Source organism: Vibrio sp. SCSIO 43155, from assembly GCF_023716605.1.
Classification (GTDB): Bacteria; Pseudomonadota; Gammaproteobacteria; order Enterobacterales; family Vibrionaceae; genus Vibrio; species Vibrio harveyi.
In genome coordinates this window covers 1,896,094-1,920,484 of sequence record NZ_CP071852.1, presented here as the reverse complement: position 1 = coordinate 1,920,484, position 24,391 = coordinate 1,896,094, and the positions used below count along the sequence as shown (strand labels likewise).

At 43.7% G+C, this 24,391-nt stretch carries 21 protein-coding genes and 1 pseudogene; 14 read left to right on the top strand and 8 right to left on the bottom strand.

Annotation, left to right across the window (positions count from 1 at the left end; translation table 11 throughout):
• Positions 1 to 341: 341 nt before the first annotated feature.
• The 4 genes from ectA (at position 342) to J4N44_RS08595 (ending at position 4,080) form a co-directional block, all read left to right on the top strand.
• Positions 342 to 875 (top strand): diaminobutyrate acetyltransferase, encoded by a 534-nt coding sequence (gene ectA, locus J4N44_RS08610; RefSeq protein ID WP_047516831.1) that lies wholly within the window; start codon positions 342 to 344, stop codon positions 873 to 875.
• A 33-nt stretch (positions 876 to 908) separates the two neighbouring features.
• A complete protein-coding gene (gene ectB / locus J4N44_RS08605; protein ID WP_252044218.1) occupies positions 909 to 2,174 on the top strand; it encodes a diaminobutyrate--2-oxoglutarate transaminase in 1,266 nt (421 codons plus the stop codon).
• Between the two features lie 14 nt (positions 2,175 to 2,188).
• Positions 2,189 to 2,575 (top strand): ectoine synthase, encoded by a 387-nt coding sequence (locus J4N44_RS08600; RefSeq protein ID WP_050937773.1) that lies wholly within the window; start codon positions 2,189 to 2,191, stop codon positions 2,573 to 2,575.
• 80 nt (positions 2,576 to 2,655) lie between these two features.
• A complete protein-coding gene (locus tag J4N44_RS08595) occupies positions 2,656 to 4,080 on the top strand; it encodes an aspartate kinase (protein ID WP_252044216.1) in 1,425 nt (474 codons plus the stop codon).
• Between the two features lie 653 nt (positions 4,081 to 4,733).
• Here J4N44_RS08595 and J4N44_RS08590 read toward each other — a convergent pair.
• A complete protein-coding gene (locus J4N44_RS08590; protein ID WP_017818076.1) occupies positions 4,734 to 5,720 on the bottom strand; it encodes a cytochrome-c peroxidase in 987 nt (328 codons plus the stop codon).
• A gap of 633 nt (positions 5,721 to 6,353) precedes the next feature.
• Between J4N44_RS08590 and J4N44_RS08585 the strand changes: the two genes are divergently transcribed.
• On the top strand, positions 6,354 to 7,946 hold the full coding sequence (locus J4N44_RS08585) for a S8 family peptidase (protein WP_252044213.1): 1,593 nt from the start codon (positions 6,354 to 6,356) through the stop codon (positions 7,944 to 7,946).
• A 103-nt stretch (positions 7,947 to 8,049) separates the two neighbouring features.
• Here J4N44_RS08585 and J4N44_RS08580 read toward each other — a convergent pair whose 3' ends face one another.
• Positions 8,050 to 8,934, bottom strand: coding sequence for a LysR family transcriptional regulator (locus J4N44_RS08580; RefSeq protein WP_252044211.1), 885 nt, complete (start codon positions 8,932 to 8,934; stop codon positions 8,050 to 8,052).
• A gap of 193 nt (positions 8,935 to 9,127) precedes the next feature.
• On the opposite strand from J4N44_RS08580, the pseudogene J4N44_RS28190 reads away from it, so the two are divergent.
• Positions 9,128 to 10,025: pseudogene (locus J4N44_RS28190) on the top strand (SDR family oxidoreductase).
• 264 nt (positions 10,026 to 10,289) lie between these two features.
• Positions 10,290 to 11,456 carry a hypothetical protein gene (locus J4N44_RS08565; RefSeq protein WP_009697472.1) on the top strand — a complete coding sequence of 389 codons (1,167 nt, stop codon included), beginning with the start codon at positions 10,290 to 10,292 and terminating at the stop codon, positions 11,454 to 11,456.
• Between the two features lie 133 nt (positions 11,457 to 11,589).
• Here the strand turns inward: J4N44_RS08565 and J4N44_RS08560 are convergent, their stop codons facing one another.
• A complete protein-coding gene (locus J4N44_RS08560) occupies positions 11,590 to 12,198 on the bottom strand; it encodes a LysE family translocator (protein WP_009697473.1) in 609 nt (202 codons plus the stop codon).
• Between the two features lie 161 nt (positions 12,199 to 12,359).
• Between J4N44_RS08560 and J4N44_RS08555 the strand changes: the two genes are divergently transcribed.
• Both J4N44_RS08555 and J4N44_RS08550 read left to right on the top strand, forming a co-directional pair.
• Entirely contained in the window at positions 12,360 to 13,718 is a 1,359-nt protein-coding gene (locus J4N44_RS08555; RefSeq protein WP_252044205.1) for an aminotransferase-like domain-containing protein, read from the top strand.
• 127 nt (positions 13,719 to 13,845) lie between these two features.
• A complete protein-coding gene (locus J4N44_RS08550; protein WP_017818082.1) occupies positions 13,846 to 14,361 on the top strand; it encodes a membrane protein in 516 nt (171 codons plus the stop codon).
• Between the two features lie 89 nt (positions 14,362 to 14,450).
• Here J4N44_RS08550 and J4N44_RS08545 read toward each other — a convergent pair whose 3' ends face one another.
• Positions 14,451 to 15,371, bottom strand: coding sequence for a LysR family transcriptional regulator (locus tag J4N44_RS08545; RefSeq protein ID WP_049535959.1), 921 nt, complete (start codon positions 15,369 to 15,371; stop codon positions 14,451 to 14,453).
• A 148-nt stretch (positions 15,372 to 15,519) separates the two neighbouring features.
• On the opposite strand from J4N44_RS08545, the gene J4N44_RS08540 reads away from it, so the two are divergent.
• Together J4N44_RS08540 and J4N44_RS08535 are read left to right on the top strand one after the other, a co-directional pair.
• A complete protein-coding gene (locus tag J4N44_RS08540; protein WP_017818084.1) occupies positions 15,520 to 15,762 on the top strand; it encodes a hypothetical protein in 243 nt (80 codons plus the stop codon).
• A gap of 40 nt (positions 15,763 to 15,802) precedes the next feature.
• Complete coding sequence (locus J4N44_RS08535; protein WP_252044203.1) at positions 15,803 to 16,354, top strand: carboxymuconolactone decarboxylase family protein; 552 nt, start codon at positions 15,803 to 15,805, stop codon at positions 16,352 to 16,354.
• Between the two features lie 80 nt (positions 16,355 to 16,434).
• On the opposite strand, the gene J4N44_RS08530 is transcribed toward J4N44_RS08535, so the two are convergent.
• The 3 genes from J4N44_RS08530 to J4N44_RS08520 all read right to left on the bottom strand — a co-directional run bounded on the left by J4N44_RS08530 (position 16,435) and on the right by J4N44_RS08520 (position 19,072).
• The gene (locus J4N44_RS08530; protein ID WP_017818086.1) at positions 16,435 to 16,956 is read right to left on the bottom strand and encodes a YgjV family protein; all 522 of its coding nucleotides are present in this window, start codon (positions 16,954 to 16,956) and stop codon (positions 16,435 to 16,437) included.
• Between the two features lie 98 nt (positions 16,957 to 17,054).
• Positions 17,055 to 17,621: a Crp/Fnr family transcriptional regulator gene (locus J4N44_RS08525; protein ID WP_047516794.1), complete on the bottom strand. Its 567-nt coding sequence runs from the start codon at positions 17,619 to 17,621 to the stop codon at positions 17,055 to 17,057.
• 77 nt (positions 17,622 to 17,698) lie between these two features.
• Positions 17,699 to 19,072 carry an MATE family efflux transporter gene (locus J4N44_RS08520; protein ID WP_252045091.1) on the bottom strand — a complete coding sequence of 458 codons (1,374 nt, stop codon included), beginning with the start codon at positions 19,070 to 19,072 and terminating at the stop codon, positions 17,699 to 17,701.
• Between the two features lie 272 nt (positions 19,073 to 19,344).
• Between J4N44_RS08520 and msrP the strand changes: the two genes are divergently transcribed.
• The 3 genes from msrP (at position 19,345) to J4N44_RS08505 (ending at position 22,888) form a co-directional block, all read left to right on the top strand.
• On the top strand, positions 19,345 to 20,349 hold the full coding sequence (gene msrP, locus J4N44_RS08515; RefSeq protein ID WP_252044201.1) for a protein-methionine-sulfoxide reductase catalytic subunit MsrP: 1,005 nt from the start codon (positions 19,345 to 19,347) through the stop codon (positions 20,347 to 20,349).
• On the top strand, positions 20,346 to 20,963 hold the full coding sequence (gene msrQ / locus J4N44_RS08510; protein WP_038897895.1) for a protein-methionine-sulfoxide reductase heme-binding subunit MsrQ: 618 nt from the start codon (positions 20,346 to 20,348) through the stop codon (positions 20,961 to 20,963). The genes msrP and msrQ overlap by 4 nt, the downstream gene beginning before the upstream one ends.
• A 416-nt stretch (positions 20,964 to 21,379) precedes the next feature.
• Positions 21,380 to 22,888: a DUF3360 domain-containing protein gene (locus J4N44_RS08505; RefSeq protein WP_252044200.1), complete on the top strand. Its 1,509-nt coding sequence runs from the start codon at positions 21,380 to 21,382 to the stop codon at positions 22,886 to 22,888.
• 205 nt (positions 22,889 to 23,093) lie between these two features.
• Here the strand turns inward: J4N44_RS08505 and J4N44_RS08500 are convergent, their stop codons facing one another.
• Positions 23,094 to 24,290, bottom strand: a complete 1,197-nt coding sequence (locus J4N44_RS08500) for an MFS transporter (protein ID WP_029788129.1) — start codon at positions 24,288 to 24,290, stop codon at positions 23,094 to 23,096.
• Between the last annotated feature and the right edge of the window lie 101 nt (positions 24,291 to 24,391).

Sequence of the window (24,391 nt, the reverse complement as noted above, 5' to 3'; positions counted from 1 at the left end):
GAGCTTCCTTCATAACAACTAAAAAAACGGCACGTCTCAACGTGCCGTTTTCTTTTCTGAATTCTTCATATCTAGCCAGAAATTGGCTACGACTTTCTTCCTGTTCAAAGCTTATTTTACGCCACAATATCGATAATGTGCAGCGCATCTGTCTAAAAATATTCTTAACTCTATAAATACATTAGAGCTCAAACTATTTTTAAAGTCATCTGCACTTTGCCTTCGTGCGATCTAGATCAAATAAACGGGTATTTAGAGCTGGTCAGTTTGATTTTTATGCACAATCAGTGTGCATAATAAAAAGGAAATTTAATTAGTGTACGAAGGATATGTATCTACATATGATTACCTCAGCACCTTGGGTGATGTATCCAGAAATTGGAGAAGACCCAAGCAAAAAATGGATTTTTCGTGAACCTGTCGTGTCTGATGGCGACGATATTTATGGTTTAATCGCAGATTGTCCGCCGCTCGATATGAACTCTTCATATTGTAACTTCCTCCAATCTAGCCATTTCAGCAAAACCTGTGTTCTCGTCGAGCACAAAGGTGAGATCGCTGGTTTCATCTCTGGTTATCAGAAACCGGATGAGCTCAATGTATTGTTCATTTGGCAAGTCGCCGTCGCACCGCGATTTAGAGGCAATGGATTGGCTTTCAAAATGCTCAAAAACATTCTTGACCGAGAAGGTCTCGAAAATGTTAATGCTATTGAAACCACGATCACCAAGGCAAATGATGCATCTTGGGCATTATTCAAAAAGCTTGATGCACAAAATGGCAATGGTGGTGAAGTGACCACCTTCTTGGATGAAGATAAACACTTTAAAGGCAAGCACGATACTGAATATTTGTATCGTATCCCCCTCAAATAAACCCACTAATAGGAATCAAATAACGGTCTTATCATGGATATTTTTAAAAAGCAGGAATCCAACGTACGTTCATACTCAAACAGTTTTCCGGTTGTTTTTCGTAGTGCGAAAGGTTGCTGGTTAGAAACGGAGCAAGGTGAACGTTACCTCGACTTTCTTGCTGGAGCGGGATCTCTCAATTACGGTCATAACAATCCAGTACTTAAGCAAGCGTTGCTTGAATACATTGAAATGGATGGCATTACACACGGCTTGGACATGCATTCAGAAGCAAAAGCCGCCTTTCTTGAAGCGTTAAACCAATACATTCTTCAACCAAGAGCGCTGGACTACAAAGTTCAATTTACAGGTCCAACGGGAACTAACGCTGTTGAAGCTGCCATTAAACTCGCCAAAAAAGTAACGAGTCGTAGCAGCATTGTGGCCTTTACTAATGGTTTTCATGGCTGTACGGCAGGTGCGCTTGCAGCGACGGGTAATCAACACCACCGTCAAGGAGCGGGATCAAGTTTAAACAACGTCACGCGAATTCCATTCGAAGGCTATGCGGGTATTGATGGTCTGAAATTATTTGAAACCATGCTGACTGACAATTCGGCAGGCATGGACAAGCCAGCGGGCGTTCTACTGGAAACCGTGCAAGGTGAGGGCGGTTTGAATGTTGCCTCCAACGAGTGGCTGCAACGACTTAGTAAGCTGTGCAAAGCTCACGATATTTTACTGATTGTTGATGACATCCAAGCTGGGTGCGGTCGCACAGGTACTTTCTTTAGCTTTGAGCCATCAGCTATCAAGCCGGACATGGTGACGCTTTCAAAATCTATTGGCGGTTATGGTCTGCCAATGGCGATTGTTTTGCTCAAACCTGAATTAGATAAATGGAAACCAGGCGAGCACAACGGAACGTTTCGCGGTAACAATCATGCTTTCATAACGGCAACCAAAGCGCTAGAAACCTATTGGTCGACGAGTAACTTTGAAGCTCATATCAAATCTTGTTCCAACAAAGTTGAGAGCGTGATCCAACGTTGCGTACAGCGTTATCCTGAGCTGTTCGTGCAGCGTAAAGGTCGCGGCATGATGATTGGTATTGAATGTAAGAGTGGTGGCATCGCGGGCAACATTGCAAAAACCTGTTTTGACAATGGTATGGTCATTGAAACCGCTGGTCCAAATGATGAAGTGGTGAAGTTTTTCTGCCCATTGACCATTTCTGAAGCCGAACTTACCCAAGGGCTTAATATCTTCGAGGGCTCGGTAGAAGCCATCGCAAACAAACACTTCAAACAAGCATCATAAATAAGGAACAGATCATGATCGTTAGAACACTCGACGAGTGTCGCAATAGCGAAAGGCGCGTGGTATCGGATAACTGGGAAAGTGTCCGCATGCTCTTGAAAGATGACAACATGGGCTTTTCATTTCACATCACGACTATCTATGAGGGTACGGAAACGCACATTCATTATCAAAACCATTTGGAATCTGTATTTTGTATGAGTGGAGAAGGTGAGATCGAAGTAGTCGGCGGTGAAATGTACCCAATTAAACCGGGTACGCTATATATTCTAGACAAGCATGACGAGCACTATCTACGAGCTTATAAAAACAAAGAAATGACCATGGCTTGTGTGTTCAACCCGCCTATCACAGGCGCAGAAGTTCACGATGAAAACGGCGTTTATCCTCTCGTTGATTAACCCATTAAGGTTTTAAAGGGGCGAGGTTTCGCCTCTTTTTCTTATCCATTCTTTCAAATTACCAACCATTAAGGTCCATCATGACACTTACCGTAGAAAAGATCGGCGGTACATCGATGACAGCATTTGATGCTGTGCTCGACAATATTCTCCTTCGTCCACAAAATCCATATAACCGTATTTTTGTTGTCTCTGCTTATGGCGGAATGACCGATGCACTATTGGAATGCAAAAAGACCAGTAAACCGGGTGTCTACCAATTGATAGCCAAACGAGATGAAGCGTGGCAAGACGCGTTAGCGTATGTTGAAAGCCGTATGCTCCTGACCAACGAGCACATTTTTGCTGACCCGATGAATCGCATGAGAGCTGATAAGTTCATTAGGTCTCGCATTTCAGAAGCAAAAACTTGCGTGACTAACATCCTAGAAACTTGTCAGTACGGGCAGTTCTCTCTGCGTCATTACTTACCTCAAATCCGTGAGTTTCTCTCTTCAATTGGCGAAGCACACAGTGCCTACAATACGGCATTAAAGCTCAAGAATATGGGGATTAATTCGACTTTTGTTGATCTGTCTGGTTGGGATAATCAGCAACCTCTAAGCATGGATGACACAATACATGAAGCCTTTGAAGGGATTGATGTTACTCAAGAACTTCCAATCGTGACAGGTTACGCGTACTGCAAAGAAGGGTTGATGCATACGTATGACCGTGGTTACAGCGAGATGACTTTCAGCCGAATTGCAACAACAGTCAAAGCCGATTTAGCCATTATTCATAAGGAATACCATTTAAGTTCTGCCGATCCAAAAGTGGTCGGTGTCGACAGTGTCAATCCGATTGGATTTACGAATTATGATGTGGCTGATCAATTGGCAAACCTTGGTATGGAAGCTATTCACCCTAATGCCGCCGCAGGTCTTCGCGAAAGTGGTATTGAATTGCAGATCAAAAATACCTTTGAACCTGAGCACAAGGGCACTCTAATCTCTGCGGATTACCGTCCGGAAAGTGACCGCATTGAAATTATTGCGGGTAAGCAGAAAGTATTTGCGCTTCACCTGTTCGACCAAACCATGGTTGGAAAAGTGGATAATGTCAGTTACGAACTGATGGAAATCATTGCTGATGCCCGCGTCAATCTTATCGGTAAAGAGATGAATGCGAATTCAATAACGTATTACCTAGGTGGCAGTGTCGATAGCTTAAATAAAGTGCTCTATAAGGCGGAAAAACGCCATCCACGAGCTTCTATTACCGGCAAAATGGTTGCGCTGATTTCTGCGATTGGCTCTCAAATTGATACTAACAAAACACTGGCGAAAGGCGTGTTAGCCCTGATGAATCGAGGAGTCACACCGATAGCACTCCATTCATCAATGAGAAACGTGAATGTGCAGTTTGTCGTCAGTGATGATGAATACCAACAAGCGATTTGCGCATTACATGGCGAGTTTTTTGAACAAGACCGCGGAGCGAAAAAATCGGTGAATGTTGCTTAATCGACTTGCCTGATTATGTTGCAGTTTTAAATACGGGGGAGCTCTATTTGAAACTGCTCAACTGAATACATACTTTAAACTTCGCATGATAGTAGAGAATACAAGTGTAAATAATGACTTTGAGCGTCGTTTATCAATCAGTTCTTCTATCACCACTGTGTCTTCTTTAGTTAACCTTGCTCGCCAAATTAAGCACCAAATGACCCTAACACGATAACACTGGTTGTTAATGGTCATTGGGGCATTTCTAAACGCAATAGCATAAAGCCGTTTTGAATAGAGGATCTCTTCGCCAATTCGCAAGGTAAATCTTGTCGACAGGCGGTGATATTCGGCAGTGACGAGTATGCCATCGACATAATGTGATTGTGTTTGAACGGTTTTGAATCCCATCTTGCTCTATCCTTAGACCTCGAACTTAATCCAACGAATCAACATATTATTGGAAGTTCGTACAAAAAGATTCAATTACATTGAATTTCTTAATAAAAGTAGGGTGAGCGCATGCGATGAAGTATGCAACGGTTAGGGGGCAGTATGAAGGTCAAGCTGAAAAAGCCTTATGTTTGCTAGATGAGACGGTTTGTTGGAATGGTTTGATAACCAAGCAAAGGAGCCGATCATGGCTCCTTTGTTATTCATTTACGACCGAGTTAGATATTCGGGCGTGCCGTCTCGTTAGTTGAAGGAGGTAGGTGAGGAAGAGTCACCTCTGGTTGATCACCGGTTAACGAACGTAAGAATTCAGTGATTTTAACCGATTCCTCTTTCGTCAGCTTCTGACCAAGCTGAAGGTCAGCCATCATTGCTACTGCTTCTTCTAGATCCCAAACAGAGCCGTCGTGGAAGTACGGGTAGGTGAGTTCGATGTTACGCAGTGTCGGTACTTTAAACACAAACTTATCGAAATCATTCCCCGTGATCGCTTTGCGCCCTATGTCTGGGTTGTCTGTTGCAAATGGCTTCACTAAGCCCATTTTTTGGTACATTTGCCCGCCAGCCAATGGACCACTATGACACGCTGTACAACCTTTTGCCTTGAATAAGTTATAACCCTCAACCTGCGCTGTTGTTAGTGCGTTGTCGTCGCCTTTCAACCAAAGATCGAACGGCGCATTTGGTGTACGTAACGTTTGCTCAAACGTCGCAATCGCATCGGTTACATTATCGATGGTGATTGTCTCACTGCCGTAAGCTTCTTTAAACCACTCACGATATTGAGGAATCGATTTTAGCGTATCGATAGCCAATTGGTGAGTGAATGCCATTTCGAGTGGGTTCTCAATTGGACCTGCTGCTTGTTCCTGCAAATCTTTGGCGCGTCCGTTCCAAAACTGAACGAAGTTTAAGTCTGAGTTAAACACCGTTGGTGAGTTGATAGGACCAATCGCCCATTTATGACCAATGGAACTTGGTAGGTTATCGACGCCACCTTTTGCGATGTTATGGCAAGAGTTACAAGAAATGGTGTTGGAGGCGGATAATCGAGGTTCAAACCACAACGTTTTACCCAGTTCTACCTTTTTCGCATCAAGACCAGCAACCGGTTCAATCACCTTAATGGGTTCTGCGGATTGGCGCTCAGCATAAGCACCGAAAGATAGGACTGACAAGACGCTCACTGCTATAAGAGTTTTCATAATAACTTCCTTTTTAAGTGATTTTTTCACTCTCACTAGGGCGGCGTACTTCTTATTGGTACGCTCTGGAAGTCACGGTATAGCAATCGTTTTTTTCTATAAAATGCAAAAAATCGATGGTTTTTATGGCAAAAAACGATGTTAAAAGCGAACAAAGTTTGCACGATTTGATTTTGCTTGCTTTCAGCGGTGGTGGTTACTTTTTATTTACAAATATGTAAAGAATATAAACGAATGGTTCGTTGATTTAGGTCAATTATGCAATTAAGTGAGAACCATAGGAGGGAGTCCCTAGCAAAGTCCACGATTGAAGGTTTTATCTCGCTAGCTTAGGTTGGATAGAGGATATTTAACAACTAACAACTCCGATGTTTAGAGTTATTCCATTTTAGGGATTTTGCTCTAAATCTAGATGGGCTTTTACATTTCAATTTCAATAAAGCTTGGTCATTGATCATGTTTTTGAGTATGCGAATTATTATCAATTGTGCATGTTGTTGCTTATTGTCTAATTTGATGGTGTAACGTCACTGCAGCACGTATTGAGCGTACTACGCTGATTGTCTGTCTTTTCGTGTTGACAGTTTGGTACTAGGTAAAAATCAACAAGACTATGATTTCAAGGAACATTCTATGTTAAAGAAACTACTAAGTTGTTGTATCACCTCGGCACTCTGTTTCCATTCTTCTCTCGCTTTTTCGCAATCGACAGAACTCCCAAATGATGCGGATTTAGCGCAGACACCTGCGTCACTGATGCTTGCGCCTGAAGACGTCGCCATCGCTGATCGTTATATCGTTGTATTTCATCAACCTCAAATGATGATGAATAATTCACTTGATTTACAGCAGTTCACACAACAATCTGTGGACCGAATGTCTGGTTTGTACTCAATACAAGTGGAATCAGTATTCGACAATTCGATCAGCGGTTTCGTTGCGACGTTAGCTCCTGAACAGCTGAAAGCGTTACGTGCTGATCCACGTGTTGAATACATCGAGCAAGACAGAATTCTTACACTAGACCCAATAGTCTCGGCAGAAGTAAACCAAAGTAATGCAATTTGGGGGCTAGACCGAATTGATCAACGTAGTCTGCCTCTCAATAACAATTACAGCGCCAACTTTGATGGAACGGGCGTAACGGCTTACGTTATCGATACGGGTGTGAACAACTCGCACGTTGAATTTGCCGGACGCTCCATTTCGGGATATGACTTTGTCGACAATGATGCGGATGCCAGTGACTGTAATGGACACGGCACACACGTAGCGGGCACGATCGGCGGATCTTTGTATGGCGTGGCAAAGAACGTGAGCATTGTTGGTGTCAGAGTGCTTAGCTGTTCTGGCTCAGGTTCAACGTCCGGCGTTATTGCGGGTGTTGATTGGGTAGCTGCCAATGCTTCTGGTCCTTCGGTTGCCAACATGAGTTTAGGTGGTGGGCAATCTGTTGCTCTTGATAGCGCAGTGCAAAGCGCAGTTCAGTCCGGCGTTAGCTTTATGCTCGCAGCTGGTAACTCCAATGCTGATGCCTGTAACTACTCACCTGCGCGTGTTTCTTCTGGTGTTACTGTCGGCTCGACGACGAGCTCTGACGCACGTTCTAGTTTTTCAAACTGGGGTAGCTGTGTCGATGTTTTTGCTCCAGGATCACAAATCAAGTCTGCTTGGTATGATGGCGGTTATAAGACGATAAGTGGCACTTCAATGGCAACCCCACATGTTGCTGGTGTTGCTGCGCTTTATCTCCAAGAAAACAGTGCACTTTCACCAAGCCAAGTGGAAGCGCTGATCGTTGAGCGCGCAACCAGTGGCAAAGTCACGGACACAAGAGGCAGTGTGAATAAATTGCTTTACAGTTTAACGGATGCCGATTGTGGTCAAGATTGTGGTGGTCCTGATCCAACGCCAGATCCAGAAGGTAAATTGACCTCAGGTGTGCCAGTGAGTGGCTTGAGCGGTTCAACAGGGCAGGTAGCTTATTACTACGTAGATGTAGAAGCAGGGCAACGTCTAACGGTACAAATGTATGGCGGCAGCGGTGATGCAGATTTGTATCTACGCTTTGGCTCTCAGCCAACGCTTAATGCTTGGGATTGTCGACCTTTCAGATACGGCAATAGCGAGACATGTACAGTTAATGCCACTCAAAGCGGACGTTACCACGTAATGATTCAAGGCTATTCAAGCTACAACGGTGTAAGCATCCAAGCAAGCTACTAGCTACTGTTACGCATAGTAGAAAGTATCGATAGCAGTAAAATACAAAGCCCACTTGTCGGTGGGCTTTGTTTTATGGCGCTGTTTTGATGAGTCGTGATTGACGTTATTCAAACGCATCGCTCTTTTGTTTTAAGAACTCGATCAGTGTGCGGATTCTTAGCGGCATTAGCGCTTTCTCTTGGTACACCGCATAAATCGGAATTTCTAAATCGTGCACATCAGGTAGGATACGTACGAGATCTCCTCGCGCTAACTCTTCCTTCATCATAAAGCTCGGCATGATGGCAAAACCAAGATGATTCAGAACGAACGCTTTGACTGTCGCAGCGGTTCTCACTTGTACCTTTGGGCTGTGAATCAAACGTGTCACCTGACCTTTGCTATTGGTCATCGTAAGCTGCTTATCACCGTGAACGATATGGTGACTAATCCAATCCAGTGTTAAGAGATCTTCAGGTGTGGATACCGCCTTAACTTTGCTTAGATAGGTTGGGGTAGCGCAAAGCATATCTCGGAAATAACCAAGCTTGATTGCATATAAGCTCGAATCTTCAAGGGCGGAAGAGGCACGCAGTGCAATATCACAACGAGATTCAATCAGGTTGCTGTAACTGTCACTCTCAATAATATCGAGTTTGATTTCCGGGTAGAGGTGCATGAACTCACTCAGTATATCCACCATCGCTGAGCTAGGTGTGGATATCCGAATCGTACCGCTTGGAATCTGGTTAGCATCTTGCGTTTCTGCATTCGCTTCAGATGCAATATCGCCAATCAGTTTGCATTTCTCATAGTAACGCAACCCTGCGTCGGTCAATGAAAGAGAGCGAGTAGTGCGATGCAGTAAACGTGTATTTAGCGCTTGCTCAAGTTTAGAGACGATCTGCGATACACGCGCTTTACCGATATCAAGCTCATCCGCTGCTTGAGTAAAGGATTGTTTCTCTGCCACTTTAGCAAAGACCATCATGTCATCGAGTGAAATCATATAGCTTATTGTCCGGAAGTTCTTATTATTCACTATTGTTTAGTAATAATTAACAATCAGTTTAATCAAAGGGTAATTATCTATCAATCATCAAACGATATAGTGTCTCCATCGACAGCGGGGAGCCACAGCAGCTTGGTCATCTCCGCGTTATTAAAAAGAAATTATTTAAGAATTGAATGGAGAAACCGTCATGTCAGATCGCAAAATTCTAGTAACAGGTGCATCAGGTAAACTAGGTTCACAAGTAGTAAAAGCACTGCTTGAAGAGCTAAATGTTCAACCAAGCCAATTGATTGTAACTACTCGCCATGCAGACAAACTGCAAGCGTTAGCAAGCCAAGGTGTGGATGTTCGCGAAGCAGACTTTTCTAGCCCAGAGTCACTAGAGAAAGCATTTCTCGGCGCAGACAGCATGCTGCTTATTAGCATCGACGCTTCTGGTCCTCGTACTCAAGCACACTTGAATGCTGTAGCGGCAGCGGAAAAAGTAGGGGTGAGCCATATCGCTTATACGTCGATGCCTTCTGCAGAGAGTTCGCCAGTGATGTTTGCTCATGAGCATGAAGCTACTGAAAATGCGATTAAACAAAGTCGCATCCCTCATGCCACCATCATGCGCAACAATTGGTATTTTTGAAAACTTGGCAGAGTACTTCGCAAGCATTCTACAATCGGGTCATTGGTTGACGTCGGCAGCAGAAGGTCGCTCGGCTCAGTTATCACGTAAAGATTTGGCTTTTGCAGCGGCATCTGCATTAGTAAAACCAGCGCAAGGTAAAGTTATACTTCCAATGAACGGTGCACAATCTATGACACATGCGGAAATGGCGAAGGTGATAGATAAAGTGTTGGGTACATCGACCACCATGGTGAACTTGTCTGATGAGGATTACCAAGCACAGTTAGAGTCGTTTGAATTGCCTGCACCAATCGTAGAGTTATGTGTAACAATGGACAAACACAACCGTGGAAACTATTCAGACGGCACAAGCGAGGCATTTGAAAAGCTAACTGGTAAGCAGCCACAAAGCTTTGAAGCCTGGTTAGAAGCAAACAAAGCAGAGCTACAAAAACTAGCGAATGCTTAAGATGATTTGAAACTAAAAAGGGACTCATTTTGAGTCCCTTTTTAAATGTCGTTGACGAGACCTTAACTATAAATTATTTATTGGTTTTAACGTATTAATAGCGAACAGGTCGAAGAGAAAATAAATGAATTTTCCCCTTCATAATGAGCTTTTGTTTAGTAATAATACCTTATTGAACGGTTACTTCATCACCACTCTTTATTCTAAGTGTCAAATTTATCATATTGTAACAAATTCTTACATTTGGTAATTAGGGCAAACTTAATGCGATATCAATCTCCTCCAAGTGACCACACCGAACAAGCACAACAATCCGTCCAAGAGCGCGCTGAACAACAACGTATAGCTCGCAGGGAAGAACTAAAAGTTACGCAAGCAGACAATAAACGCTGGGCTGCTAACCGAGAGAGAGTCCTTGCTGAGCGCAACAACGAAAACACCGACGTCGCACTAACGCCATTAAAAGAAAAAAAGAAAAAGAGTGGTCTCAGTTCATTGTTGTGTGCAAAACCGAGTTTTTCCAAACTACCGACCAAGACAGTTGCTTATTGCTGGGTCAATACAAAAGCAGAAAGTGGCGAAGACAATGTTATTCCAAGTGTTGAAAAAGAACATGGTCTGCTGAATGTAATTAGTAATGCTAAAGTCACTCCAAAGGTGAAACACGTTATTTATGTCGATAGACGTACGAAAGGTAGAACTTGTTACGACTCACGTGTAGAGCTTCCTGAGAATGTTAAATTCGTTTCAGTTGATGAATTACTGACGAAGAAAAACATGACAACACCTGCCATTGCGAAGAAGATGACAGAGCTGTATGAGGCAAGCATCAACTACGGTAGTCCTGCCTTTGCAAAGAACATGGTCTCCTTACTCGCCCTAAATGCCGGAGATTACTTCTTCGATATCGGTGTCAGCATAAAGCCAGACGGCAATTTAGCTAAGCACCTTAATGGCGAGAGCAAATTTTCTGGCGGTGCAGTAGGTAACGGAAGCTATCTGATGGGTGGACACGACAAAGAAGCGATCGAAATGGTTGTCGAGTTCCTCTATGGATTGTACACCTGTGAAAGAGCGCCAACTGTGCATCCTAAAAAAGCAGTGGAGATCTTAGACAATCTCGATAAATCACTAACGCCAAATGAGGTGATAAGCAAGGTTGTAGATAATGCGAAATTAGACGAGCAAATCACGCCGGCTGAATTCGTTACTTATTCTCGTAAGATGGAGAAGGAATTTGCTGAACGTGGCGTTAAGACAACGATGTGTGAATATGCCCGCCACACTGACGCCGTTTTTGGTAACACCATTACAATACTGACAAATAGCGTGAAAAAGAAATTTGCGGATGGAACAGATTTCGTTAATACCCATAAGATGAGCCATATTCATAAAACAAAAGTGGAAGCGCACCACGTCCCAGTTTTGTAGAGCGCGCAGAAGAGTATTGAGCTCATCCAGTTACTCGGTACGGCGCTAAAATCAAAAACGCCCACACTTGTTCAGCAGTGTGGGCGTTTTATCTTTTTTGATTCACCAGCCAGTATTACTTAACCGTTAGTACTCAGATTGAGTGCTCCAACACTGGTAACAATGATATGAATGTTATCGCTGCTAGGCTGATATTGAACATACGCTGCTTTAATGTGGTATTGAGATAAACACGGATTTTTTGACCAACCCAGACCCAAGTCATATTGGCAAACAGTCCGAATGTCGTAAACACGAAAGTAATCAATGCGACAGATAACCAATAGCTAGAGGGGAGGCTATAACTTGTGACCAAAGCAAGTGATGCCATCCAAGCCTTCATATTACCTAGTTGAAACAACGTAGCCTGAGTTACGTTGATTGGTTTGCTTTTGGTGGCTTTACCCGCGAAAGAGTTGGTACACAACAGCTTTATTATCAACCAGAACATGTAAGCCAGACCGATGTATTTTATGGTGAGATACCAACTTGGATGAGTCTGGAGAGCAACGCCAGCACCACACGCGCAAAGCAGAATTAACCCGATAACACCAATACGGATACCAATTAGGTGTCGCCATGATTTCCGGACACCAAATTGTGCCCCTGAGTTGGCGAGCAATAAGTTATTTGGACCGGGCGTGATGGCGGTAACAAACGCAAATAAACTCATCGCTGGCATTAGGTCCCATAATGTTGTCATTTCCTTTCCTCTCAAATAAGTGCAGCTGAGCCAAGAGTAAAGGGGCAAAGTGAGAGAGACCTACATTTAATGCGTCATGGTGACAATTCTTTGATTTCATTTTCGTCAGGCCTTATTTATCCTGAATACAAGAATTAATTGTACCCCTTCGGAGAGAGACAATGTTAGTCCCTGATATATCGGGTCGTTCCGGACCTAAGTTTATGGCACTGGCTGATGCGATTGCTGAGGTGATAGAGAGTGGTGAACTCGAACCAGATACGAAATTACCCCCTCAGCGTATTTTGTCTTATCGCTTGGGTGTGACGGTTGGAACGGTGACAAGGGCGTATCAGGAGCTTGAGCAGAGGGGCTTAACAGAGCCAAAAGTAGGAAGTGGAACTTATGTTCGGAACAGAGAAACTGAACTGAACCATTTTTATCATCCGGTATTGGAAGAACAAGGCATTGATTTAGCGCGCTGCCGACCTTTGTTATTATCGCAGCCGAAATTTCTGGCGAATGCGTTGAAAGAGTTATCTCATGAGGAGATCGCGCAGGCAGCCGTGCTGGATTACTACTCCGCTGATGGCATTCAGGGTCATAACGAGACTCTTCGACAATGGCTGATGAGCAAGTTTAATATCGATATTGACGCACGGCGTCTAATGTGGATTCATGGAGGGCAACACGGGATCTCGCTGATTATTCAAGCATTAAGCCGTCCCAAAGATACTATTCTTGCCGAAGGGCTGTGTTATCCAGAGTTCATCTATGCATGTCAGCAATCCGAACGAAAGCTAGTGCCAGTAAAAGTCGATGAACATGGATTAGATCCAGAAGATCTGGCATTGCACTGTAAGAGGCATCGCCCAAAACTGCTTTATCTCACGCCGGGAATACAAAACCCGACCGGAGCTCAATTAACAGATAGCCGAAGACTAAAAATCATAGAAATATGCCGTCGTTACAATGTGTTGATTATTGAGGACGACGTTCTATACTGCCCGCCATCCCATCGAAAGAGTCCTTTAGTCGCTATTGCTCCGGATATTACCTTATACGTGGGCAGTTTTTCTAAGTACTTCGCGGGTGGATTGCGACTGGGCTTTATCATTCTTCCATTGTCTTTCAAAGAGTTACTGCAACGAGCGCTACGAGCCAGCTGTATGTATGTTAGCCCTTTGATAATCGATCTGGTTTGTCGTTGGTTAACCAGCGAAGCGATGCAGGCGGTGGACGAAGAGATCGCGATGGAACTCAGTGCGCGTCATCGGATCTGGAAGGCTGTATTTCCCGAAATCCAGATTGGCGTCCCTGGCTACAATGTATGGTTACCTTTGCCTGAGCCATTAACAGGGTATCACTTTAACCAATCGTTGTTGAAACATGGAGTCAGAGTGAGAGAAGCAGAAATGTTTGCCGTGGGTCGGTATGAAGTGCCAGCAGCGGTGAGGATATCACTCGCAGGTCCACTAAGCCGCCCACAATTGCAGTCCGCTTTAGATACCGTCAGAGGGCAAATCGTACGGCTCACTTAAACGCCCTAGAGGTAATATTTAATCTTGCATTTTTGAACGGATAAAAATCAAACCTGTCTATTTTTGAGGTTTATTGTGTTTCGTAGAATAGCGCCATCAACTTGCTAACACATAATGAAGGTTTGCTATGAGCACATCACAATTAGTTCTTGAATTATCTCTTATCGGCGCGATGCTACTCGTTACGAGTGTTTTTTTGGTTCGTAATTATGACAAAGCCGACAGCGCAGGAACAAAAGTTCAAAAGATCCTAACTGGTCTTCTCGGTGCCTTTATGGTGATGGCGGGAACCGTAAAATTCTTTGACCCGTTTACGACTATGTTCGCAAAACAGATTGCGTTAAGTGAACTGCCTTTTCCTACTTTGTCTCGATGGATGGGTCAATTAGGTGAGATTTTTGCAGGTTTACTGCTACTTGTGGTGATGATTGGCAATAAGGTACTCGCAGCACCAATTAAAGATAAAGCCATGCAGTTATCAGCGCTGTTAACTACCGCAATTATGATTGTCGCGGTGTATGTTCACCTATTGCCAAATGTGCCAGCCGAAGTGCTACCACTTCAGTCTAAGCCACCTGTAATGACGCTGATTATTCTTGGGTTAGCTTGGTTAAATGCATTCCTATATTTTCGTAAAAAGTAATCGTAAAAGTTACAAAATAAACGCCAGATTAGTTCGTCTAGTCTGGCGCATTTCATTTATAAATAGGCATTTCATATATACAACAACTACTAATTTCGCTCTGAGTGAATCGAAGCCAGAAATTCTGCCGATTGCCCAAACCTTTCAAAAATCATGTCTCTAAAGGCAACCACTCTGGTCGCTATCAGCTTTCTGTCTGCCCACACCAAGAATGCTTTACCCGTTGGGTATTCTAGTTCTGGCAATACTTCTACTAACTCTTTTCTTTCTGCATGCTTTTCAAAGGCAGCTCTTGGCATCATGCAGATCCCAGCTCCTGCTATTGTCGCATCAATATTTAACCGCAGACTGCTGATTGAGTAACGAGGCTGATAAGGAATACGGATCGCTTTGCCATCTTCTTTTAGCTCCCAATACGGCAAGTTATTACCTGAGAGTAGCTGATGGTTAATCAACTCTTCTGCTCGTTCTGGCTGACCATGTTTTGCGATATAACTGGGTGATGCTGCGAGCATTAATGGTGATTCAAATAACCGACGCTGTATTAAATGACTGGCATGAGGTGGGGTCGTTACAATCGCAAGGTCAATCTGCTCATCAAAGAAACGCTCAGTGCCTGCACTAAATTGAATGGTTACGGATACCTCTGAGTGAAGCTGCATAAACTCAATCGCCATCTTTTGCAGGAAATTATCAGCAAATGGCTCAGGGCAAGAGACTCGGATTTCACCCGTCAATACTGGCTGGCTATTCGAAAGCTGCGTCCATTCATCATTTAACTGCATAAATAGGGCAGCGAAGCGTTGGTAGTATTCGTCGCCTGCAGTCGTGAGTTGGAACTGTTTTGCATTACGGTGTACCAGTTTTTCACCCAGTTTATCTTCGAGGCTTGCCACCGCCCTTGACAGCGTTGGGGCTGAAACGTGTGTTTTGAGGCTCGCCGCAGCAAAGCCGCCACACTCGACAGATTGGCAAAACAGATAGAGGTTGGAGATGTCTTTTGCTTTCATAATTGAACGCTCTTGGGAATGACACTTTGAGTTAATCATTCAAATATGAAAGATTCAAGTTCAATGTTGTCTATTTTTGATTGCGATGGTCGGGGCTAATATATCCCCATCAATTAGCCAATCGAAGTAAGGTACAAGAGAGTCAAATATGAAAAAGTTTCCGCGCAAGTTCCAGTACCCATTAATGGTTTCTATGGTTCTACCAACTATGCTTCTTAGCATGCCAGCTATCATGGTTGCTAAGGCGTTACCTACAAACGGTATGTTCTTCGATGCATGGTTAAACGCAGTTTCACAAATGGTGCCATCTGCACTGTTAGTTTTAGCCCTTGTAGCGCCAGCGGTTCGTTTGTTTGTAACCAAAGTCCTGCTAGAGCCAGAAGTGAAATAAGTCAGTAAAGTTAATAAGTTAGAGAATGGGAAAGAGAAAAATGAATGAATTTAAACTACACACTGTTGAGTCTGCACCAGAAAAAAGCAAAGCAATCCTTGAAGGTGCACAAAAGCAAATGGGTATGATTCCGGGTCTTTACGCGGTAATGGCTGAGTCTCCTCAAATCCTAACGGCGTACACGCAACTGCATCAGCAATTCACTAATACATCATTCGACGCTGAAGAGCTAACAGTGGTATGGCAAACCATCAACGTTGAGCACGAATGTCACTACTGTGTTCCTGCACATACCGGGATCGCGCACTCAATGAAAGTAGACCCAACACTGACTGAAGCATTGCGTAATGATGAAGCAATGCCAACTGAAAAGCTTCAAGCATTAAAAGACTTTACTCTTGCTGTCGTTCGTGAGCGTGGCAATGTATCAGAAACAGAACTAGCAGCGTTTTTTGCAGCAGGTTACGGTCAGCAACAGGTTCTGGAAGTGATCCTTGGTCTATCGCAAAAAGTGATTAGTAACTACGTAAACCATGTTGCTCACACCCCAGTAGATAAAGTATTTGAAAAGTTTGCTTGGTCTAAAGAGTAATCCAATGAGCTAGATGCCATAGAGCGAACGACTAAGTTCGCTCTTTTTTCATGTTGTTTGTCGTAAATATCGGCATATGTTTATACAGATTTGTTCTGAGTCAACAGACCTTGGCGTATCCCATAATAACGATAATAGCCGATAAGATTGCTGCTAATAAACAACAGCTCCATTAGTACAGCGGTAGGAGAGCCTGCAAGGTAGTTGTGTATTAGCCAGAGCAAAGTTCCGACAATCATTAATTGCCGTAAACGTTGATCACTTTTACAAAATGCAGCTGTGGTCTGAAATAGCGTTCCGCCAAAACTAAGCAAATTGATTAAGTCAACAAAGGTCATCACAGTGATCATTAACGCAGAGGTTAAATACAGAAACATCCACCTTTTCGATGTAGTAAAGATACTAGTGAAATAGCGGATACTAGCGAGTAGCATTAAGCTTGCGGCGGTCCATTGCTCTAGTAGAACAAAGTGGGTGCTAATCAAGATGCCAGATGCACATAAGCAACAGACAATTTTTTGCCTTTTTTTAAATTGAAATGATATCAGATCGAATACGATGGCGATTGCTATCAATATTTGGGACCAAAGAAATGCCGACATGCTTCCCTCCTACAAAATTTAGAATAAATATGGAGGTGAGATTATGCGTATGTATCCTAAGGTAGGAATTAACTTTAGTTAATTCCTACTTTTTATATTTAGCTTTTAATTCTGGCTTTCAATCTCGATAGGCTGACAGGGCTAATACCGATATAGCTGGCTATCTGAATGTTATTAAGTTTAGCTAACCAATGTGGCCAATACTGCAGCAAGTGCCGATACCTTTGCTCGGGTGTGTGGAGTAATAGAAGGGCTTCTTTCTGCTCCTTGAATATTAATTGTTGCTGTAACAGTGTGACTTTGGCTTGTGAGAACGAAGGCAATGCCAGTAAATTCAAAGGGATCCTTATTACTTCTGCTGTTGTAATAGCTTCAATTTGATATTGGGCAGGCATTCCCTGCAACCAACTTGAATAGAGGAAGCATAGCTCATCTTGAAAATAAAACTCTTTGCATCGTTCAAGACCGTTCTCACCGTAATGACAAGCTCTAAGTATTCCGGACAGGATAAAATAGCCATAGTCCTGCTGAGATCCCTGTGCGAGCAAAATATCTGATGGGTTTAGTGAGAGCAATTTAAACTGAGTTGACAAGGGTTTAACCGTTTGAGGTGGAACACCCATATCAGAGAAATGGTCAATCACCTTAGTGAATTTACCCAGCATAAAAACAGGTTCCATATTTGCTTTATTTCACCAAGACTAACACATTTAATCACTCGAAATATCCAAGATACTATTGATTATCGGTGTTCTGCTGTTTTCACTTTCATCATGGGGGCATGAGTAGCGGATAAGTTTTGCTTTACATAGCTCGTTAACTGTAACCATGAAAACAATCCAGCGAGTACATTCGCTATTGTTGCCGCAATGACGATAGTAAAAATGTCACCCTGTAACGAACCAATCGCAATCGCTGGGATGTACAGAACCAGCAATCTAACGAAGCAAACGAAAAGGGCGGTTTTGGGTTTACCCAATGCGTTAAAGATTGAAGTGACAACCATACATAAGCCTAAAGGACCGTAGCTAAACGGAATCACCCAAAGGGCTAGCTTCAACCAATCTTGCATTGTGTTGTCCGCCGATAGTAGAGGAACAACGATTGGTAAACTTACCACCAACAAAGTTGCGATGACCAAGTGGAACAAGATCACAAAGCGAGAAGCTGATTGAACAAGCGCTTGGATTGAATCGAAACGTTCGGCACCGAGCTCACGACCAATCATCGGTGGTAACGACATGGTGAGCGCCAATGTGAAGATTAGCAAGAAGCTCTCGACTCGGTTGAGCAAACTCCAAAACGCAATTTCATTGGTTCCAAGATGAGCGATGAACATCACAGTCACGAACGCGCTGACTGACGGTAAGATTTGGTTCATCATGGTTGGAATCGTGGTTTTGATCAGTAGATTGAAATCCTCTTTGCTGGCTAAAGCACAAGAGAAAGGAGCGAACCAATGGCGACCTTTGGCTCTTTGCATCATGTAACCCGCGCTGATAGCAAAACCAAGCATAGATGCTAGCGCTGCACCTGCGATCCCCATGTTAAGAACGAACATAAAGATTGGATCAAGTACGAGGTTGATAAGGCTTGCGATGACAAAAACGGAGCCAGTGACTTTAGTGTCACCATTCGCACGATAAACACAGGTCATCAAATACAGCACAGCACTCGATAGTGCGCTCAACAACCACAAGCCCCAGAACTGACCAAATAACACTTCGAGTTGCTGATACTGGGTGCCGCCGTCTTCCACAGAGATAAATGCGGAAAACACACTTTGTTCCATCAACCACAACGTAACTCCAATAAGTGCGATAAAAGCGCTTCCAACAAGCAATGCAAGTGAAGCCGTATTGGTAGCTCGTCGTGTGTCATTTGCACCAAAAGCATGAGAAATGATCGATGTTGCCGCGACACCGATGCCGACTTGAATGCCGATAAATGCAGCTTGGAAAGGCATGGTAATACCTTGCACCGTAAGCTCGTTTACACCAAGCTTGCCGATAAACACTGCGTCAATAAGTTGTACTGACATGATCGCAAAGAGACCGACCGTTAACGGCAGTGTTTTTTCGAGAACGGATTTTAAAGTCGAGGAAATCGCTAGCATCATAAGGCTCATGATTGGAAAGTATGGGAACAATGCCAGTATAGAGTTGTGATTGTTAATGATAAGAGGGGTAATCCCTAAATCAGTTTTTAGATTTGGTTAATAATGAAGTCGTTGCGTGTTCCACCGTGCGGCTGAATAGTAATTGCAAACTTAAATGCATATCGGTTTTTCGTTTTTTATGAAATAGAACTGCCATTGCTACGGTCTGTCTTAATCAACGTATTACCAGTTCGCTATTTACTAAAGTATGAACACATTCGGGGAAGATTATGTGGATTAAGAAGAATCATCGCTGGGCTTTATCTGAAAACGAAGCGACGCCAGAGTCCGTCTATAAAGAGCGTCGTGAAATATTGAAAAAGTTAGGCATTGCGGTTGCCGGTATGCCACTCGCTGCGAATGCACAAGCTGGTATTTTGGACATCTTCTCGTCAAAGGAAAAGCCAGTCTCAGATAATCGAATTGACCTTAGTGTGACTAAGCCACAGCAGTATCAAGCGGATCTTTCTCTTACTCCTGAGAGCAAGGTTTTGAAATACAATAACTTCTATGAGTTTGGTACCGATAAATCTGACCCAGCGAAAAACTCTTCTGAATTTGTGTCTGACCCGTGGACGGTTGAGATCGACGGCTTGGTGAATAACCCGATTAAGCTCGACTACGATGACATCTTTAACAAGTTCACACTAGAAGAGCGAATCTATCGCTTACGTTGTGTCGAAGCATGGTCAATGAACATTCCATGGATTGGTTTTCCTCTAGCAGACATCATCAAAATGGCGGATCCAAAAAGTAGCGCGAAATACGTTGCTTTTGAAACCCTCTACGACCCGAAACAGTTCCCAGCTCAAGGCTCGTTTAGCAGTATTGAATATCCTTACGTCGAAGGGCTTCGTCTTGATGAAGCAATGAACCCGCTCGCACTGATTTCTGTGGGTTTGTACGGGAAGACGCTTGCACCACAAAACGGTGCGCCACTTCGCTTAGTTGTACCGTGGAAGTATGGTTTCAAAAGCATTAAGTCTATTGTTCGAATTCGTTTAACTGACCGAGAGCCGCCAACAACGTGGAATCGTTTAGCACCAAATGAATACGGTTTTTACGCTAATGTGAACCCAAATGTTGACCACCCACGTTGGAGCCAAGCTAGCGAGCGTTTCATCGGTGAGGGCAGTGTGCTCAGTACTCGCAGACAGCCAACATTGATGTTCAACGGTTACGAGGAAGAGGTGGCGCATCTCTATAAGAATATGGACCTGAGGAAGTTCTATTGAGAAAGCTGACGCCAAAACACATCATTGCGCTTAAGGTCCTTATCCATCTTGTCTCTTTAGGCTTTTTAGGTCTGCTGGTTATTGCGATTAATACCGACAACTTAGGTGGCGACCCTGTTCAAGGCATTATCCATTATACGGGTATTAGCGCGCTGAATACGCTGTTTATTACCTTGTTGGTTTCTCCGCTTGCGCGTTGGACCAAGCAGGGATTGTTAGTTCGAGTTAGACGACTACTCGGGCTCTACAGCTTTTTCTGGGCAGTGCTTCATTTGGTTGCGTTTGCTGTTCTTGATTTAGGGTTAGATTGGAGTTTGCTTGCCTCTGAAATCGTCAAACGCCCTTATTTGACCGTTGGTGCGGCAGTGTGGGTGATCTTGTTACTTCTGGCGGTGACTTCGACTCAATCCATGCAACGCAAGATGGGTTCCAAATGGCAAAAGCTGCATAACTGGGTTTACTTAGCTGCGATATTGGCACCGATTCATTTTTATTGGTCGGTGAAGTCTGAGGTTGCAGAGCCGACGATCTATATTTTAATCGCTATTGGTTTGCTTTTTGCTCGATGGAAGACATTAAAACAGCGAGTGTTTCGAAAACTATTATCCAGTTGATGCGCTGTTAGACTAATTGCGACACATGAATCGATAAATTAAAAGGGGCTACATGAGCCCCTTTCTTCATTGGATAAAAAGCCGCTAACCCAAGCTTTCTGTTGCTGTTGGCTCACCAGGCTTCCACACCTTTCGTTCGCTTTCACTAAAGACCTTGAGCTAGGTCTATCAGATCCCATCACAACGCTCATACCGTTAGGCCGAACCCTACGACTAATGTCTAACCATCTGAGACTATTTGTACTTTTTCGTTTGGTATAAGGTACTAGCAACTTAATTTAAAGGGTTCATAAACGTCAGTTATCGAGATCTTGTCGCAGAGAATATAGAGACAACGACTTGCTTAATCTTCGTTTATTGAGCAAACAACGTTGGTTGGAAAAACACACCTTAGAGTGTGAACGAAAGGAATCACAATGAGCAGCACTTTAGAGTCCGTACATATTCGAACAGATAAGCCTAAAGCCAGTGAGGATGAACTCACTTATGAACAACAACATAAACCTAGCTCGGAGTTTGAGTCCCGAGAACAATATTTAGAGCACGAGTTGCAAATCATGGCGCCTAAACGTTGGCGTCCTAATTTGCTGTTTAAAGATTATCGATTCGAGGTAGAAGACACCATTCCAGCGATGGCCGCGACCATTGGTAAAGTTGTTATGGTGGGAGCTATTGCCGCAACCTTTGCCGGAGCGCTAGGGTTGAATGAAGGCTTTATTTTAGAAAATGTACGTTATGAACTACTCATCGCCTCTGTTTTCATTATTCTTTTCTCAGGCTTTCTGTTGCCGACCGCAAACCTCGCGGGTACACACGGCCCGCTCATCCCATTAATTCCTATCGTCGTTGCAGCAGGCGGGCACCCAATGGCCTTTGGTCTGCTGATTGGCGCTTTTGGCATACTGTTAGCCATCAGTAAAGGTGGCAGCATGTTGGCAAATCTCACCAGTAAAGGCGTGTGTGGTGGTTTATTGCTCTACCTTGGCTTTGTTGGAACCGTCTCTCAAGTCAAAAAGCTGTTCGCTTGGGCTGAGGGAATAGGGATGAGTCACATCGCTTTTGTTGTGATCTTTTGCACCATTATTTTATATGCATTACTGGAACACTTTCGTAAGCGTTGGCTAGCGGTTCCTCTTAGTTGCTTGCTAGGCGGTACGTTAGCTTTTGCTATGGGTGCTCCGTTTTCTTTTCAAACCGAGCCCGGCTTACCCAATATGAATCCTATGTATTGGTGGGGGGAAGATACGGGTTGGATGCTAGGTTTACCTACGATTGAGCATTTCATGGTGGTATTGCCTTTTGCTATTTTGGCCGTAGCTATGTGGTCGCCAGATTTCTTAGGGCATCAAGTGTTTCAAAAAATAAGCTATCCAGAACGTACAGAGAAAGTACATATGAACATCGACGATACCATGACCACTGCGTCAATTCGTCAGACGTTCGGTTCTCTGCTCGGTGGTACTAACTTTACGTCTTCTTGGGGAACTTACATCGTTCCGGCGGCTATCGCTAAACGTCCAATTCCTGCTGGCGCTTTACTGACGGCACTGTTCTGTATCATCGCCGCGGTTTGGGGCTACCCAATGGACTTAGCGATCTGGCAACCTGTACTGTGTGTTGCGCTTATTGTTGGGGTATTTGTTCCATTGCTAGAAGCAGGAATGGAAATGACGCGTGAAGGGAAAACCACTCAATCGGCGGCGATTGTTGTATTTTCTTCAGCGCTCGTTAACCCTGCATTTGGCTGGTCTCTCACCATGCTGCTAGATAATTTAGGCTTAGTCGGCTGTAAAGAACGTAGCGGGGAACTCAGTAAAATGAGTCGTTGGGTATTGCCTGGCATTATGTTTGTTGTGCTAACGAGCGTAATGGCATTGGTTGGCTTACTTCCGGGGATTCCAGCAATTATCCCAAGTTTTCGTTAGATAGGCTCATCGTACGATTTATGGTTTGAAGAACATTTTTCTAACCTGATAGAAACGGTTTAGTTCTGTTGAACTAAACCGTTTTTGGTCCCGAATTGCTCCGGAGATAAAATGGTTTTCATTGTGTAGTACCTAAATTCATTCAAATTAAGAATGAACTGGTCAATACAGAGCATTGACCAGCTTCTAGTGGACATTACAAGGCTTATTTCACAAGTACGCTTTTTTCTGACAAATGAATTGTTGTACGTCTATCAAGACTACCACTGACTTGAGTCAGAGCCAGCGCAACGAGAACTATCACGGCACCAATCCAAGGGGTATGCATCAGCCCCATTTCAGACACGATCATACCGCCTCCCCAAGAACCAAGAGCAATACCAACGTTAAACGCCGCAATGTTTAGACCAGATGCGACGTCTACCGCATCAGGAGTGTATTTTTCAGCTAGTTTCACTACATAAACTTGTAGACCAGGTACATTACCGAATGCAAAAGCCCCCCAAACTAAAATGGTCGCTACCGCTGTGATAGGGTTAACTGCAGTAAAGTTAAATATAACTAGGATAGCGGCGAGCCCAGAAAAAATAATTGTCAGCGCTTTAATTGGTCCCATCTTATCGGCCATTTTACCGCCCCAAATGTTACCAATCGCCACGGATACACCGTATACCAGCATAATAAGGCTGATAGCATTGGCGTTGAATCCTGTCTCCTGTTGCAAAATTGGAGCAAGGAAAGTGAAAGCAGTAAATGTACCACCGTAACCTAGCGCTGTAATCGCATAAACGAGTAGAAGTCTTGGCTGAGTTAACACTTTTAACTGTGATGACAGTTTAGCTGCAGGAGGCTGTTTTAGGTTGCTGGGAACTAAGAAAGCACTACCAACCAACGCAATTAGCCCCAATAACGCAACAATCAGAAAAGTCGATTGCCAACCAAAGGTTTGACCGATGTAAGTCCCAAGTGGTACGCCTGTCACTAGCGCAACAGTTAATCCTGTAAACATAATCGCAATCGCACTTGCTGCTTTTTCTTTAGTCACAAGACCTGTAGCGATCGTAGAACCGATAGAGAAAAATACACCATGGGCTAAACCAGTCAAAATGCGAGCAAAGATAAGAGTGTTATAACCAGGTGCTTGCCAGGCTAATAGATTGCCGATCACAAATAGTGACATAACCGCAAGTAACACGTGTTTACGGTTCATTTTACCTGTTAAGGCTGTCAATACAGGTGCGCCTACTGCAACACCCAGTGCATAAAGGCTCACCAACAGTCCTGCGGATGGTAGTGAGACATTTAAGTCAGAAGCCATCGTTGGGATCAACCCTACGATCACAAATTCTGTTGTTCCAATGGCAAAGGCGCTAAGCGTCAATGCGAGTAGTGCTAATGGCATTTCATTTACTCTCTTGTTTGTTAGGTTCAGGTACATAGCAACGAATGTGTTTATCAAGATGTTGCTGAGTCCTGATTTGGTGGAGAGATTCTGCGTTGAAA